This is a genomic window from Microbacterium sp. MTN4-26 (assembly GCF_042846595.1).
Lineage (GTDB): Bacteria > Actinomycetota > Actinomycetes > Actinomycetales > Microbacteriaceae > Microbacterium > Microbacterium luteum.
In genome coordinates, this window is sequence record NZ_BTGO01000009.1 from 149,849 (window position 1) to 165,303 (window position 15,455).

At 70.3% G+C, this 15,455-nt stretch carries 16 protein-coding genes; 11 read left to right on the forward strand and 5 right to left on the reverse strand.

What is annotated here, in order from left to right; translation table 11 throughout:
- The first annotated feature begins 64 nt into the window (after window positions 1-64).
- The 6 genes from ACGG9C_RS09770 to ACGG9C_RS09795 all read left to right on the forward strand — a co-directional run bounded on the left by ACGG9C_RS09770 (window position 65) and on the right by ACGG9C_RS09795 (window position 6,916).
- The gene (locus ACGG9C_RS09770) at window positions 65-604 is read left to right on the forward strand and encodes a YaeQ family protein (RefSeq protein ID WP_194384289.1); all 540 of its coding nucleotides are present in this window, start codon (window positions 65-67) and stop codon (window positions 602-604) included.
- Window positions 605-713: 109 nt separating this feature from the next.
- Window positions 714-2,213 (forward strand): aldehyde dehydrogenase, encoded by a 1,500-nt coding sequence (locus ACGG9C_RS09775; protein WP_194384288.1) that lies wholly within the window; start codon window positions 714-716, stop codon window positions 2,211-2,213.
- 2 nt (window positions 2,214-2,215) lie between these two features.
- Window positions 2,216-3,604, forward strand: a complete 1,389-nt coding sequence (locus ACGG9C_RS09780) for an NtaA/DmoA family FMN-dependent monooxygenase (RefSeq protein ID WP_194384287.1) — start codon at window positions 2,216-2,218, stop codon at window positions 3,602-3,604.
- A 312-nt stretch (window positions 3,605-3,916) separates the two neighbouring features.
- Window positions 3,917-4,417, forward strand: coding sequence for a thiamine pyrophosphate-binding protein (locus ACGG9C_RS09785; protein WP_194384286.1), 501 nt, complete (start codon window positions 3,917-3,919; stop codon window positions 4,415-4,417).
- The gene (locus tag ACGG9C_RS09790; RefSeq protein ID WP_194384285.1) at window positions 4,414-5,028 is read left to right on the forward strand and encodes a thiamine pyrophosphate-dependent enzyme; all 615 of its coding nucleotides are present in this window, start codon (window positions 4,414-4,416) and stop codon (window positions 5,026-5,028) included. Before ACGG9C_RS09785 ends, ACGG9C_RS09790 begins: the two co-directional genes overlap by 4 nt.
- A gap of 325 nt (window positions 5,029-5,353) precedes the next feature.
- Window positions 5,354-6,916, forward strand: a complete 1,563-nt coding sequence (locus ACGG9C_RS09795; RefSeq protein WP_194384284.1) for a GMC family oxidoreductase — start codon at window positions 5,354-5,356, stop codon at window positions 6,914-6,916.
- Between the two features lie 18 nt (window positions 6,917-6,934).
- On the opposite strand, the gene ACGG9C_RS09800 is transcribed toward ACGG9C_RS09795, so the two are convergent.
- Window positions 6,935-7,762, reverse strand: a complete 828-nt coding sequence (locus ACGG9C_RS09800) for an alpha/beta fold hydrolase (protein WP_194384283.1) — start codon at window positions 7,760-7,762, stop codon at window positions 6,935-6,937.
- A 115-nt stretch (window positions 7,763-7,877) separates the two neighbouring features.
- On the opposite strand from ACGG9C_RS09800, the gene add reads away from it, so the two are divergent.
- Window positions 7,878-8,912: an adenosine deaminase gene (add, locus tag ACGG9C_RS09805; protein WP_194384282.1), complete on the forward strand. Its 1,035-nt coding sequence runs from the start codon at window positions 7,878-7,880 to the stop codon at window positions 8,910-8,912.
- 115 nt (window positions 8,913-9,027) lie between these two features.
- Here the strand turns inward: add and ACGG9C_RS09810 are convergent, their stop codons facing one another.
- The 4 genes from ACGG9C_RS09810 to ACGG9C_RS09825 all read right to left on the reverse strand — a co-directional run bounded on the left by ACGG9C_RS09810 (window position 9,028) and on the right by ACGG9C_RS09825 (window position 11,902).
- Window positions 9,028-9,444 carry a hypothetical protein gene (locus tag ACGG9C_RS09810; RefSeq protein WP_228480889.1) on the reverse strand — a complete coding sequence of 139 codons (417 nt, stop codon included), beginning with the start codon at window positions 9,442-9,444 and terminating at the stop codon, window positions 9,028-9,030.
- A 47-nt stretch (window positions 9,445-9,491) separates the two neighbouring features.
- Window positions 9,492-10,082 carry a sigma-70 family RNA polymerase sigma factor gene (locus tag ACGG9C_RS09815; protein WP_194384281.1) on the reverse strand — a complete coding sequence of 197 codons (591 nt, stop codon included), beginning with the start codon at window positions 10,080-10,082 and terminating at the stop codon, window positions 9,492-9,494.
- Window positions 10,083-10,145: 63 nt separating this feature from the next.
- Window positions 10,146-10,985 (reverse strand): alpha/beta fold hydrolase, encoded by an 840-nt coding sequence (locus ACGG9C_RS09820; protein ID WP_194384280.1) that lies wholly within the window; start codon window positions 10,983-10,985, stop codon window positions 10,146-10,148.
- Between the two features lie 125 nt (window positions 10,986-11,110).
- Window positions 11,111-11,902: an SDR family NAD(P)-dependent oxidoreductase gene (locus tag ACGG9C_RS09825; protein WP_194384279.1), complete on the reverse strand. Its 792-nt coding sequence runs from the start codon at window positions 11,900-11,902 to the stop codon at window positions 11,111-11,113.
- 110 nt (window positions 11,903-12,012) lie between these two features.
- On the opposite strand from ACGG9C_RS09825, the gene ACGG9C_RS09830 reads away from it, so the two are divergent.
- The 4 genes from ACGG9C_RS09830 to ACGG9C_RS09845 all read left to right on the forward strand — a co-directional run bounded on the left by ACGG9C_RS09830 (window position 12,013) and on the right by ACGG9C_RS09845 (window position 15,027).
- On the forward strand, window positions 12,013-12,519 hold the full coding sequence (locus ACGG9C_RS09830) for a MarR family winged helix-turn-helix transcriptional regulator (protein WP_194384278.1): 507 nt from the start codon (window positions 12,013-12,015) through the stop codon (window positions 12,517-12,519).
- A gap of 76 nt (window positions 12,520-12,595) precedes the next feature.
- A complete protein-coding gene (locus ACGG9C_RS09835; protein WP_194384277.1) occupies window positions 12,596-12,943 on the forward strand; it encodes a TraR/DksA C4-type zinc finger protein in 348 nt (115 codons plus the stop codon).
- A 91-nt stretch (window positions 12,944-13,034) separates the two neighbouring features.
- Window positions 13,035-14,264 (forward strand): MFS transporter, encoded by a 1,230-nt coding sequence (locus tag ACGG9C_RS09840; RefSeq protein WP_194384276.1) that lies wholly within the window; start codon window positions 13,035-13,037, stop codon window positions 14,262-14,264.
- A 172-nt stretch (window positions 14,265-14,436) separates the two neighbouring features.
- Window positions 14,437-15,027, forward strand: a complete 591-nt coding sequence (locus ACGG9C_RS09845; RefSeq protein ID WP_194384275.1) for a nucleoside deaminase — start codon at window positions 14,437-14,439, stop codon at window positions 15,025-15,027.
- Window positions 15,028-15,455: the final 428 nt, after the last annotated feature.

Here is a 15,455-nt window from a genome sequence, read left to right on the forward strand (position 1 = left end):
GCACCCTCGAACGTACCGCTCCGACGGCAGCGAGCTCTTCCTCGGCGCGGCATAGGCTGACGGGATGGCTGCCGGCGCGACGATCCACACCTTCACCGTGACGCTGGCCGACGTGGATCGCGGGGTCTACGAGGATCTCTCGCTCCGGGTGGCGCGGCATCCGTCTGAGACCGATGTCTACATGCTCACCCGGGTGCTCGCCTACGGCCTGGAGTTCGCCGAGGGCATCGCATTCACTGAGGGGATCTCGGCCACCGACGAGCCGGCCGTCGTCATCCGGGATGCGACCGGCTCGCTGACGGGATGGATCGAAGTAGGCGCTCCGGAGGCCGCGCGCCTGCACGAGGGCAGCATGAAGGCCGGCCGCGTCGCGGTCTACACGCACCGCGATCCGGCCAAGCTCGTCACCAGCTGGCAGGGCAAGCGCATCCATCGCGGGCCCGACATCCTGGTGCACAGCTTCGACCGCGGGTTCCTCGAGGCCGCGTCCGCGCACATCGAGCGTCGCACGACGATGAGCCTGTCGGTGACCGAGCGACACCTCTATCTGGAGCTCAACGGACAGGCGTTCTCCTCCGACATCCACTCCGTGGCCGCCGCCTGAGTCGTCGGGCGCGCGCCGCGAAACACGCGCGAAACCTGATAGCTACAAGCAATCAATGATTGCTGTCTAGCATCATGGGCATCCCCCGCTCCCGACGTGAGGTGCCCGCATGACTCCCCCCTCCGCACCGACGCTCCGCGACGGCGTCACGCGATTCCTCGCCGACGACCCCGGCCGACTGCTGATCGGCGGATCGTGGCAGGCCGCGGCATCCGGTGCGACATTCGACACGTTCGATCCGGCAACGGGCCAGGTGCTGGCATCCGTCGCCCGTGGCGAAGCCGCCGACGTCGCGCAGGCCGTCGCCGCCGCACGCGACGCACTGCACCGCCCCGACTGGCGCGGGATGAGCCCCGCCGATCGCGGCGCGATGCTCTGGCGCATCGCGGACCTGATGCAGGAGCACCTGGACGACCTGGCCGAACTCGAAACCCTCGACCAGGGCAAGAACCTGCGCACCTCGCGCTTCGGCGAGGTGCCCGCCGCCATCAACCAGTTCCGCTACTACGCCGGCTGGCCCACGAAGATCTTCGGCCAGACCATCCCCACGTCGGTCTCGCGGACGCCCGCCGGCAAGGAGCTCTTCGCCTACACGCGTCGCGAACCCGTCGGTGTCGTCGGGGCGATCGTGCCGTGGAACTCGCCGCTGATCATGACCGCGATGAAGCTCGCGCCGGCGCTGGCCGCCGGCTGCACCATCGTGCTCAAGCCCGCCGAGAACACCCCGCTCACGGCCGCGTTCCTGGGTCGCCTCCTGCAGCGCGCCGGAGTCCCCGACGGCGTCGTCAACATCGTCAGCGGCTACGGCGCCGAAGCCGGACAGGCGCTCGTCGAGCATCCGGATGTGGCGAAGATCGCCTTCACCGGATCCACCGCCGTCGGCAAGCGGCTCGTGCAGACCGCATCCACCGATCTCACTCGCCTCACTCTCGAGCTCGGCGGCAAGTCGCCGTCGCTGATCCTGCCCGACGCCGACATCGACGCCGCGATCGACGGCGTCTCCCGCGGCATCTTCGACAACGGCGGCCAGGTGTGCGTCGCGAGCGCGCGCGTCTATGCGCACCGTGACGTCTACGACCGGGTCGTCGAGGGGATGGCCGCTGCCGGCGAGAAGCTGCGCCTCGGCCACGGACTCGACCCCGAAGCCGACCTCGGCCCGCTCGTGAGCACCCCGCAGGCCGAGCGCGTCGCCTCCCTCGTCGACGCCGGTGCCGCCGACGGGGCGCGCGTCGTCACGGGCGGCAAGCGCGACGGCACCTTCTTCACCCCCACCGTGCTCACCGACGTTCGCGCCGACATGCCGCTCATGCGCGAGGAGATCTTCGGGCCCGTCGCCGTGGTCACCCCGTTCGACGAGGTCGACGAGGTCGTCGCGTGGGCGAACGACTCGCGCTACGGCCTCGCCGCGAGCGTGTGGACCGAGGGTCTCAGCAACGGCCACCGCGTCGCCGCCCAGCTCGAGGCCGGCACCGTGTGGGTCAACTGCCACTCGTTCCTCGGACCCGAGCTCCCCAAGGGCGGCCACAAGGAGTCCGGCTGGGGCACCGAGAACGGCCCGCAGGGGCTGGAGAACTACCTGGAGACCAAGACCGTGGCGATGGTGATCTGACGATGAGCGACAGGACCAAGCCCATCCTGCTGGGTGCGTTCGAGATGATGAACCCCAGCAACGGCATGCCCACCTGGACCGACCCTCGCGGCCGCGGCGACGACTGGGATCGACTCGACTACTGGGTCGACCTGGCGACCATGCTCGACGAGGCGGGATTCGACTTCCTATTCTTCGCCGACACCTACGGCTACGCCACCCTCAAGGGGCGGATGCCGCACGAGGTCGCCGCCCACGGCATCCAATTCCCCGCCCTCGACCCCATGCTCGCCATCCCGGCGCTCGCCCGGGCGACCGAGAACCTCGGGTTCGTCGTCACCTCGCCCACGACGGTCGAGAAGCCCTACGCCACCGCGCGCCGGTTCGCCACGCTCGACCGGTTCACGGGCGGTCGCATCGGCTGGAACATCGTCACCGGCAGCTCGCAGGCCACCACCGACGAGCTGTTCGGCGTCACCCGGAAGCTCACCCACGACCAGCGCTACGACGCCGCCGATGACTTCCTCGACACGTGCCTGCGGTTCTGGGAGCACAGCTGGGACGACGACGCCGAACGGCGCGACCGCGCGCGGCGCCTGTACGCCGACCCGGAGAAGCTGCACCGCGTCGAGGTCGACGGCGAGTACCAGCGCTCGCACGGCATCTTCGCCGTGCCGCCCACGCCGCAGCGCACGCCCGTACTCTTCCAGGCCGGCACCTCCGACCGCGGCCGGGCCTATGCGGCGCGCAACGCCGAAGCGGTGTTCATCCAGGGCCAGTCGATCGCCTCCGCCGCCGCACACGTCGCCGACATCCGCGCGAAGGCCGAGTCGCACGGCCGCGACGGCGCCGAGGTCAAGGTCGTCACCGGCATGACGGTGACCGTAGCCCCGACCACCGAAGAGGCACACGCTCTGCGCGCCGAGTACGAGGCCCTCCTCGGCCTCGACGACGCCGCGGTCATGTTCGCCGGGATCACCGGCATCGACCTCACGGGCGTCGACCCCGACACCCGGCTGGTCGATCTGCGCACCGACTACGGGCAGACCCTCGTCGACCGCTATGCCAAGAACGACCCGGATGTGCGGGTGCGCGGCGTACTGGACCAGTTCCGCACGAAGGCCATCCGCGGGTTCCAGATCACCGGGAACCCGGAGGAGGTCGCCGACGAGATCGAGGCGATCATCGACGGATCCGGCATCGACGGCCTCATGCTCGAGCCGACCTTCGGCGGCCCCGACTCCTACCGAGCGTTCATCGATCTTGTCCTGCCGATCCTCGTCGACCGCGGACGCGCGAGCGCCCCGGCGCCCACGCTGCGCGAACGCTTCACCGGCCGCCCGCGGCTTTCGCCCACCCACCGCGCCCATCGGCTGACGGCGAGCGCCGCATCCACCCCCGTTCCCGCCTGACCCGTGCCCGCCTGACCCGTGCCGCCTCGAACGACGTCCACCCCACACGATCCCCCCGCCCCATACGACCCCTGCTCCGCCCGACTCCCTTCGCCCCTTGACCCCGTCCCCATACGACCCCTGCTCCGCAGTCACAAACTGCGGATTCCTCCCCGCTACGGGCGCACAACGTGACTGCGGAGCAGGTTGCACCCCCGTTCCGCAGACACGAATTGCGGATGTGCCGCCGCAGCACCCGCACAACGTGACTGCGAAGCGGAGCGGGATACCCGCGTCCCCACCCCACGAGCAACGCCAGAGAGAAGAGACCGAATGAAAGCCGAAGCCGTCGAGGCGGTGATCCGGGGCCTCAAGCGCGCCGGGGTCAGCGTCGCCACTTACCTTCCCGACTCGCTCCTGAACGAGCTGTATCCGGCGCTCGACGCCGACGCCGACATCCGCACCATCCCCGTCACGAACGAGGGGGAGGGCGCGGCGATCGCCGGCGGCGTGTTCCTCTCGGGCAAGCGCGCCGTGCTCGTCATGGAGAATTCGGGCCTGCGCGCCGCGACCGAGCACCTCGCCCGCCTGGGCCTCGGCGCCGGCATCCCGGTCGTCATGATCATGAGCTACCGCGGCGAGCTCGGCGAGAACAACTGGTGGGCGATCCCCCACGGAATCACCATGGAGCCGCTGTTGCAGACCCTGCGCACCCCCTACACGATCGTGCGCGAAGTCGAGGAGATCGAGCAGGCGGTGGTCAACGCGTACGAACACGCGTACGCCTCGTACCACCACGCCGCCGTCGTGCTCGGAGGAGGTCTGGTCCGATGAGCTACTCCCGTTTCGAAGCCATGAAGCTGCTCGCCGCACGCCTGCAGGACGAGCTGGTCATCCTCTCGCTCGGCGGCGCCGTCGACGAGTGGTACAACGCTGCGCCCCACATGCGCGAGGCGAGCCTGTTCCAGCAGCAGCTCGGATGCGTCTCGGCCGAGGCGTTCGGACTGTCCGTAGGTCTCCCCCACCGTCAGATCGTGTCGCTCGACACCGACGGCGGTCTGCTGTTCAACCTCGGCATCCTCGCGACCCTCGGAAACGAGCGGCCGGAGAACCTCTTCATCGTGGTGTGGGACAACGAGCAGTACCAGTCCATCGGCGGCCCCCGCACCCACACCAACGGCGGACGCGTCGACCTCGCCGCGATCGCCCGCGGCGCCGGGGTCGAGAAGGCCTTCACCGCGCAGACGCTGGAGGAGTTCGACGAGCACTGCGCCGCGGGACTCGCCGCCGACGAGCCCTACATCGTCGTGGCGAAGACCGACGGCATCCTCGAGCCCGGCATCAAGCGCAAGCACTCCGACGGACGCGAGGACAAGTACATCTTCGTCCGCCACGTCGAAGAGACCGAGGGCATCACGATCATGGGCCCGAGCGAGCACAACTGATGCTGCACGTCCGTCCCTCTGAAGGTCCCCCCTCCGCGACCGGCGGCCCTTCATCCGCGATCGGCGGCCCTTCATCCGCGATCATGTCCCAACTTCTGCGCTCAACACCCCCTCTTAGCAGCAGAAAGTGGGACACACCCCAGGCGGAAGACCCCTCCGCCGCAGTCAACCCCTCCGCCGCGGTCAGCCCCTCCGCCGCGGTCAGCGCCTCCACCGCGGTCAGCGCCTCCACCGCCGGCATGTCCCAACTTCTGCGCTCAACACCCCCTCAACGCAGCGGAAAGTGGGACACGCCACGGCGCCACGCCGATAAGGCGGCGGCCTGATGCCGTTCGTCGCCACGCCCGCCGCCTCTTACGACTTCCTCGTCGTGGGGGGCGGCGCGGCCGGATGCGTGCTCGCCGCACGCCTGTCGGAAGACCCGGCTGCGACGGTGCTGCTCGTCGAGGCCGGCCCCTCCCACAGCGGGGTGCGCGAGATCCTCGAAGCCGCGCACTGGGACGCCATGATCGGCGGCCCCTACGACCACGGTTACGCCTCCACCCCCACCGAGCACGTCCTCGGACGCGCGATCGCGATGCCGCGCGGACGCGTGCTCGGCGGCTCCTCGTCGACCAACGCGATGCTCTGGTACCGCGGCGCCCGCGCGGACTACGATGCCTGGGCCGCGGGCGGGGCGACGGGATGGGGATACGACGACCTCCTGCCGTACTTCCGCCGCTCCGAGTCGCGGCCCGGCGGCGATCCTGCCCTCCGCGGGCTCGATGGCCCCGTGCGGGTCGGTCCGCTCACCCGTGTGCATCCGATCGCGCACGCGCTGATGGATGCCGCCGGCGAGCGCGGGATCCCGGTGATCGACGACGCGAACGCGGCCTCGAACGAGGGCGCCGTGTACGCCGACTACAACGCGGTCGAAGGCGACGACGGGTCGTTCGAGCGCTGGAGCACCGCCCGCGCCTACCTCGAACCCGCACTCCACCGGCCGGGCCTGCACGTGATCGTGGACAGCCCGGTGCACGACGTCGTGCTCGAGGGCACGGTCGCCACCGGCATCCGTCACGAGGTCGACGGGGCGCTCGTCACCACCCGCGCATCCCGCGTCGTCCTCGCGGCCGGCGCGCTGGACACGCCCCGCCTGCTGCAGCGCTCGGGCATCGGCGATCCGGCGCGACTGCGCGCGGCCGGCATCCGCCCCTGCCACGACCTGCCCGGCGTCGGCGAGAACTTCCAGGACCACCCGCTGATCCTCGGCGTGAACTTCCGCGCCCGTCACGATCTCGGCGAGGTGCTCGGAAACGGCGGCGGCGCGATGGTCAACTGGCGCAGCTCGTACGCCGAGGCGGGGCCCGACCTGCACACCGTCATCGCACACGGCTCCCGCGGCGAAGACGCCCTCCACGCCCGCCACGACCTGTCGGGGAACCGCGTCTTCGCGCTCGTGCCGGGATTGTACGGCTCGCGCAGCGTGGGCTGGGTGCGATCGCGCTCGGCCGATCCGACGGTTCCCGCCGACTTCCAGCCGAACTACCTCGCCGACCCGACCGACCTCGCCGCCATGGTCGAGGCGCTGGATGCGGTGCAGGATCTTGTCGCCACCTCGGCCTACGCCGACCTCGCCGAGGGACCGATCACGCCACCGGTGTCGATGACCGCGCGCGAGGACCGCGTGCGGTTCGTGCGCGAGAACATCGGCTCGTTCTTCCATTGCGCCGGCACCGCGCGCATCGGCACCGACGAGATGGCCGTCGTCGATCCATCCCTCGCGGTGCGAGGCCTGCAGGGCCTGTGGGTGGCGGATGCCTCCGTCATGCCGGTCATCCCCACCGCGAACACGCAGGCGCCCACCGTCGCCATCGCCGAACGCGCCGCCGACCTGCTGCGGGCGTGACCGACGGTGCCCGCCCGCTCAGGAGGGTGCGACGTCGGCGGCCCACCGCACGAGCTCCGCGGCAAGGTCGGCCGGGGCATCCAGCTGCACGAGGTGTCCCGCACCCTCGATGAGGGTGAGGGCAGAATGCGGAAAGGTTTCCAGGAGCCGGTGGGCGCGATCAACCGGGATCCACGTGTCCTCGGTGCCCCAGAAGATGTGAACCGGCTCGTTGATCTGGCGGTATCGGGATTCGATGTCGTCGGTGAAACGCTCGGAAGCCTCGGCGATCTGGCGTACGAAAGCAGCCTGGCCCACCTTCGTCGTCCACGGTTCCACGAGCATGGCGAGATCGTCCGGCCGCAAACCACGGTGACTCGCTCCACGAATATAGGCCTCGACCATTCCGCGATGAATCGCGGGCGGGATCTGCGCGAATACCGCTTCCTGATCGCGAACGAGACGGAAGAAGGGCGAACCCCATGGCGCAAGGGCGACGACGTCCACAAGGGCGATCGCCGCGTAGCGAGTGCCGTGACACAGCCTCGCACGCAACGCGACCGCGCCACCGATGTCATGGGCGATCACGCGCGGCCGGTCAAGACCCCAGTGCTCCAGGAGCTCTGCGAAGAGCTCTGCCTGCACGCCAATGTCGACGGGATGATCGCGGTGCATCGACGACTGCCCGTAGCCAGGCATGTCCCAGAGATACACGGTGTGCGTGCGGGCCAGCACCCGAGCGATCGGGCGCCACAGCTCCGACGACCATGGCGTGCCGTGAAGCATCACGAGAGGGGGCCCATCGCCGAAGCGATCCCACGCCACGGTGCGGCCGCGCCAGGAGAAGGAGTGCGCGAGAGGTGTCATCGTGCCCCCATCCTCGCAGGGTCGTCCGACACCGGCGCAGCAGCGGTCAGCGGCGAGCGTCACGCATCCGAAATCTCGGTGGGATAGACAGGAAGTCCGCACCCGAAGGATCACCATGCTCTCCACCACCGACTTCCTGCGCCTGCTCCCGAAGGCCGAGCTGCACTGCCACTTCGTGTCGGTCATGCGCGTACCGACCCTCATCGAACTCGCGGCGAAGCACGACGTGGCGCTGAAGACGGACGACCTCGACGCGCTGCTGGAGTACGAGGGCCTGCCCGACTTCCTCGACGTCTTCAACGCCGCGCACCTGGCGCTCACCACCGGCGACGAGATCGCGCGCGTCGCCTATGAGGGGGTCGAGGATGCGGTGCGCGACGGCAACCTCCGCTACCGCGAGTACTTCATCAACCCCGACAACTTCGCACCCCGCGGGATCGACTATCCGAGCCTCATCGACGCGATCACCGACGGCCTCACGCAGGCCGAGCGCGACTTCGGCGTCGGGTTCCGCATCGTCGCCGCCATCAATCGGTCCCTCCCCGCGGCAGCGGCAACCGCAATGGTGGAGACGGTGCTGGCGCACCCTCGCGAGCAGGTCGTCGGCATCGGGCAGGACGACCTCACGCCCGAACTCACCGAGGATCCGCTGCGGTTCCGCGAGGCGTACGACCTGGCAGGCCGCCACGGCCTCAAACGCACCGCGCACGCCGGCGAGACCATGACCGCCTCACCGTGGAACGTGATCGACGCGATCGAGACGCTCGAGGTCGACCGGGTCGACCACGGCTACCGCGTCGTCGACGACGCCGATGCGCTCGCGCGTGCCGCCGCATCCGGAGTGCCCTTCACGTGCACGCCGCACTCGACGCACATGCTCTCGCACTGGGACTTCTCCCCCGAGCACCGCATCGCGCAGATGGTCCGTGCGGGCCTGCCCGTCACACTCGCCACCGACGACGCCGTCTTCTTCAAGACCGACATCGGCCGGGAGTACACCCACGCCCTGCCGGCGATGGGTCTCGACGATGCGGATGCCGCGCGCATCGCGCGCGCCGGCTTCGAGGCAGCCTGGTGCGACGACGATCAGAAGGCGCGCATGCTCGCCGACGTCGACGCCGCCGTCCTCGCCCTCTCCGCGTTGCGCTGACCGCGACATCCGCCGCTTGCGGAGGAGGTACACCGTCCCGAGGACGGTAACGTCGCAGGGGACCTCCTGAGGCCGGATCTCCTCACCATCCGCGCCTCGGAAAGCCGCGGGTGGCTCAGTCCTGGTGGAGCTCGTCGTAGTCGGCCAAGGGCACGATGTCCGCCGCGGCCGCGGCGATGCGGCCGTCGCCGGCGACCAGGACGTCGGCCTGCAGCGAGGCGACGGCGAGGTACTCCGCCGACGCCGTGTCAGGCCAGTCGAGCCGGTGTGCGAGCGTGAAGGCGGTCGCCCGTGAGACACGATCGCCGAGCAGCCGGATCTTCAGCCCCGCGAGCGTGTCCAGCTGAGCTCGGGCGTCCGCCTCATCCAGAACACCCTCTCGCGTCTCCTGATAGAGCATCGACAGCACATGACTGCGCAGCACCGACGGCCCGACGAGGGGATGCCGTGCGCCGATCTCGGGATCGTCGCGCACGATGCGCAGCGCCGTGACGGCGTCGATCGCGAAACGTCTCACTTCGGATGTCACCATGTGTCCACTGAACCCGACGTGCGTCGAGCGCTCAACCCGGTTGCACGTCAGGCCACCACAGGTTCAGCGGGCACGCTGTGGTGTCGCCGGAGCCGGGGCAACGCGTCGCGGATGCGGGACTTCACGGTGCCCAGGGGGCAGCCGATCAGCTCGGCGATCTCCGCGTGGGTGTGACCGCCGAAGTACGACAGCTCGATCACCCGGCGTTGCGCTGCGGTGAGACCCGAGAGTTGCTGCCGCAGGCGAGCGCCGTCGATGCGCAGCTCGGCCTCGGTCGCGGTGTCGCCGCCGGGCGTCGCGGCGACGCGCGCCGCATCCGCGATGTCGCGCTCGCGGGCGGACTGCACCGCGCGCACCCGATCGACCGAACGACGGTGCGTCAGCATGAGGATCCACCCCTTCGCCGCCCCGCGATCGGCGTCGAACGTCGAGGCGTTCCGCCAGATGTGCAGGAAAACCTCCTGCAGCACCTCCTCGGCCAGATGCCGGTCCCCGATGACCCGGATGGCGAGGCCGAAAGCGGCCGGCGAGATCTGCGCGTACAGGTCTGCGAAAGCACCGGCATCCCCGTTCGCGACCGCCGCCAGAAGATCATCGAGATCCGCCTGCGATGGTGCCGCGCCGAATGGTTCCGCCATGTGAGCATCCTCCGTCAGGGCGACGGAAGCGAACCCCAGGGTTGCCACCGCGCCCGCCACCCGCTATGGATGCGTCTCGGATGGGGATGCATGGTCACCGATCGGATGTGCGGACATGTGCATCACGACGGCCGCGGTCAGCTCCCCTGCGTGTGTCGCGGCGAGATCGTGACCGGCACCGGGGATGACGACCTCCTCGATCGTCGGGAGGGCCCGCGCAAGCCGTGCGCGCATCCCGGCGAACATCGCGGCGGACTCCGAGCCCCCGACCACGAGTGCAGGCGCCGACACGGACGCGGCCTCACGCGGACCGAATCGCCATGCCGCGAGAGCGGGAAGATCGGTCGAGAAGAAGGTCTCCGCGTGGCGCGCCGAGGGAGCCGCCGGCGGTGAGGCGACACGGGTCTGATCACGACCGGGCGCGCCGCTCAGCAGCGCAGCGAAGTGTTCGAGGGCCGCCTCGGTCCCCGACTCCTGCCATCGCTTCAGGAGCGCGTCGTTGAGCCGTCGGAAGTCGTCGTCATCAGACGGCGGTGGTTCGATGACGGAAACCGTGCGCACCAGCTCCGGCGCCATCGTCGCGAGCGTCAGCGCGACCGCCGCACTGTAGCTCGCGCCGACCACATGCGTCGGCTTCGCGTCGAGCGCACGGATGACGGCGGCGACATCGGCGGCATCCGCGGAGATCGACCCCGGCGCATGCGGGGCACTGCTCGCACCGTACCCGCGACGCCGCACATGGATGACGCGGAAAGTGCCCGAGCGGGCGATGCTGTTCGCAACGTGCGACATCTCGTCGACATCGAGCGCTGTCTGGGTGACGGCGACCGGCTCGCCCGACCCGACCACATCGACGTCGACGCACCCGCGGCCGACGTCGACGAGCAGACGACGAGGCTCCATGCGGCGAGCATCCTCCGGCGCGGCGAACCGCGCAAGCGGGGGGTCCGCGTCACTCGTCGCCGACCGCACGCGTGTGCGCCGGCCGGCTCGACGGGCCGGCGCGACGTCGCGCGCTGATTCCCGGATCAGAGCATCGTCGTCAGCGTGCCGCCGTCGGCGCGCAGAGCGGCGCCGTTCGTCGCGGACGAACGCGGACTCGCGAGGTATGCGGCCAGGTGCGCGATCTCGTCCGGCTCGATGAATCGCTGCAGGAGCGACGTGCGATTCCCGGCCGCGATCGCGGCCTTCAGGTCGTCGACGGGCATGCCCTGCGACGCGGCGATCTGCGCGACGGTCTCGGCGACACCGTCGGAGTAGGTCGGTCCGCCGAGGATGGTGTTCACCGTCACGCTCGTGCCACGCGTGAGCTTTGCCAGACCGTTGCCGAGCGCGATCGTGGCCGCCTTCGTGACGCCGTAGTGGATCATGTCGGCGGGCACGTCGACCCCGGACTCGCTGGCGACGAAGAGGATGCGACCCCATCCTCGCGCGAGCATCGGCGCCAGCGCGTGTCGTGCCAGCCGCACGCCGCTCAGCAGGTTCACGTCGAGGTATCGCTGCCACTCGTCGTCGGAGATGTCGGCGAACGCCTTCAGCTCGAAGACGCCGACGTTGTTCACGAGGATGTCGACGCCGTCGATGATTCCCGTCAGGCGCCCGAGCTCGTCGGCGCGGGCGACGTCGGCGGCGATCCCGTCGACGTCGCCTGCCGGGATCTCGGCACGCAGCGACGCCACCGCCGCGGCCACCCGCGCCTCGGTGCGTCCATTGATCACCACCGATGCCCCCTGGCGCAGGAGGGCGGCCGCGATGGCGTAGCCGATCCCCTGCGTCGACCCGCTCACGAACGCCGTCTTGCCGGCCAGTTCCTGTTCCACGGTGATCCTTCCTCGCACCATCCGGCGCGCATGACTTTCCTCGTCACGTGACCATAGGCGATCTGAGTTTCCTGAGCAAGTGAATTCCGTCGCGACGATAGACTGCCGGCGTGACGCCGCCCGACGCATCCGCACCCCTCACCGATGACGAGCTGGCGACCTGGGCGTCGCTCGCGACCGTGCTGGAGTGGCTGCCGGCGGCCCTCGATGCGCAGCTGCAGCGCGATGCCCAGCTCACGCACTTCGAGTTCGGGGTGCTCTACGCCCTGGCCCACGCCCCCGACGCGACGCTGCGGATGAGCACTCTCTCCACGTACGCGAACAGCTCCCTCTCGCGCTTGTCACGCGCGGCGACCAGGTTGGAGGCGAGGGGGTGGATGCGCCGCACACCCGACCCGAGCGATGGGCGATTCACTCTCGCGATCCTGACCGACGCCGGCCTCGGAAAGGTCGGCGAGACGACGCCCGGCCACCAGGAGCTCGTGCGCCGACTCGTGCTCGATCGCCTGACGTCGGCACAGGCCCAGCAGCTGCGCGAGATCTCCACGCGGATCGCCGAAGGCATCGGACCCGGCGCGTGGACGCCGCCGCACGGGCGAGACGCATCCACGGACTGACCGCACCGCCACCTCGCCGCGAGGCGGCGGTCGCAGCGCGTGCCGCGATCGGTGCCCAGACGTAGACTGACGCAGAATGAGCGGTCCCGAGGAACGCCTGAACGCACAGCGCGACGACGCCATGCGACGACTCGCGCGCGTTCGAGCAGACATCGACCGGCTGCGCACCGACCGCGGGGCGGAATCCGCCGACGATGAACACGACCCCGAGGGCGTGACGCTCTCGGCGGAGTGGTCGCGCCTGGAGGGACTGCGCGCGGCTGCCGAGCGCGAACTCGACGAGATCGATGCGGCACTGGCGCGCAGCGCATCCGGCGCCTACGGCACGTGCAAGACGTGCGGCCGCGCGATTCCCGCCGCACGGCTCGAGGCCCGCCCGAACGCCACGCAGTGCGTCGCGTGCGCGACCGCATCCGGCCTGTGACCTTCCTCCGATAGGATCACCCCGAAGAGCAGAAAAGCAGTGGGCGACCGATGTCCTCCGGGCCGGGGGAGGCATCAGAGAGCGACCCGTCATGTCTGCAGACACCTCTGCCCGATCCGCGCTCGCGGCCTACCGCACACTTCCCGCCCGCGCGGGGTGGGGCTACCTCATCGCGACCTCCCTCGGACGCCTGCCGCTGTCGATGATGCCGCTGGCGATCCTCACACTCGTCAGCGCATCCACCGGCTCGATCGCGCTCGCGGGAGCAGCCGCCGCGGCCGCCGCGGTGGGCGAGGCGATCGGTGCTCCGACCGGCGGCGCGCTGAGCGACCGCTTCGGACAGCGCCCCGTGCTCCTGACCGGCGTCGTGCTCAACGTCGCATTCGCGGTCGCCCTGGTCGCGACCATCGCCGACGCGCCCGACCTCGTGATCGTCGCCCTGGCCGGAGCGACCGGCCTCTCGTTGCCCCAGGTCGGACCGCTCTCGCGGGTGCGCTGGATGGCGATGAGTGGCGACGACCTCTCGGCGGCCTTCGCGTTCGAGGGCGTCACCGACGAGGTCGTCTACATCATCGGCCCCGCTGTGGTCGGCATCCTCGCCGTGACCGTCTCCCCGGAGATCGCGCTGCTGTCCGCGGCTGGGCTGATCGCGGTGTTCGTGACGCAGTTCGCTCTGCACCCCACCGCTCGCTTCGCCCTGCGTCGACCGGATGCGGCGCCGGCCGACGCTCCCGAGACGACGCGCGTGCCACTGCCCGCCTGGATGCGACGTTCCCTCGGCGCCGTCGTGCTCGGCGGCATGCTCGCGATGGGGACGTTCTTCGGCGCGAGCCAGGCCGGGCTGACCTCCTTCGCCCTCACGAACGGGCTCGGCGACTCGGGAAGCCTGCTGTACGCCGTCATGGCGGTCGGCTCCGCGGTGACGACGGTCGCCATGGTCGCGGTGCCCGACCGCATCGGGCTCGCGACGCGGTGGGTGCTCGCCGGAGCCGGGATGGCTCTCGGCGCGGTCGGCATGATGCTCGCGCCGAACGTGGTCGTCCTGCTGGTGTGGGCCGTGCTCGCCGGAGCCTTCCAGGGGCCGGCACTGCTGACGATGTTCAGTGTCGCGGGGTCCATCGCGCAGCCCGGCCGGGCCGGCATCCTCATGACCCTGACCGGCAGCGGCGTCGTGCTGGGCGTCGCGATCGGCACCTCGGCCGGAGGCGCGCTGGCAGCCGGCGGCGGTCCCGCCGCGGCTTTCGCTCTGGTCGCAACCGCCGCTGGCGTTCTCGCGCTGCTCGGCGCCGTCGTCGGCATCCTCATTCGCCCCCGCCGCTGACCCGCACTGCGCCGCACCTCCGGCCGGCGCTCCGGGCACGCACGGCGACTTCTCGTCCCGTCGTCGGCGCCAGGGAGAGATCGGCGATACGCGGCGGAAACACGCGCACCGACGCCGCGAAACGTGCGCACTCTAGCGTCGAGGTGATCCCCCGCACGAAAGAAGCACCGCCATGCCCCAGCTCGCCACGACCTACACGATGACGCTGCCGGAGTGGCTGACGTCGGAACTCGACGGCCTCCCGCGCATCCTCTCCACGAACGAGGAGCGGATGGCGCTGGTCAACCAGCTCGCCGACCGCAACTGGCGAGCCGGCAACGGAGGCCCGTTCGCCGCAATCGTCGTGGACGAGTCGACCGGCGAGCTGGTCTCCGCCGGCGTGAACGTCGTGCTGAGCACCGGGGTCACATCCGGACACGCCGAGGTCATGGCGCTCGCCCTCGCGCAGCGGGCCCTCGGCCGCTGGAACCTCGGCGAAGACGGCGCGCGTCTGGCGCTCATCGTCAACTGGCGCCCCTGCGTGCAGTGCTACGGCGCGACGATGTGGAGCGGGGTCCGTTCGCTCGTCGTCGCCGGCGAGGGTCCCGAACTGGAGGAGCTGACCGGCTTCGACGAGGGGCCGGTCGTCGCCGACTGGGCGGACCAGTTCCGAGCCCGCGGCATCGAGGTGACGATCGGAGTGGCCCGCGACGAGGCCCTCGAGGTGTACCGCGCCTACGGCGCGAGCGAGAGCCTGGTCTACAACGCCCGCGGCGACGCCTGACCGGAAGTCCTCCGGCGGACCGGCGACGCGGGCGTAACCCGTGTCGGCGAGCCGGGGCAAGAGACCCGGGGTGTGACCGGGGCGGACGAGCCGTGGTGTGAGCCGGGGCGGTGAGCCCGGGGCGGTAACGCGAGCCCAGCTGCAGGGTCGTGATGGGGCTCCCGGGCCCTCTCTATGCTGGCTCGAGTCACCCTGGTGCCCTAACGCAGGCTGGTAGGGCCTCCTTGGGCCGATAACCGGCCAAACACGCGACAGGGAAGGCAACCAGCCTGAATTGCGGCACGGTGGCGAACGAAGACCCGGCCGCTGCCGGGGACCCGACGACGCTGCTCGAAGCGGCAGCACCCGACCCCGCTCCGTGCACCAACTCAGGCTGGGGCCCGGGTCAAGATCTCTTTACCGCCTAGATGTACTGACCCGGATCGTTA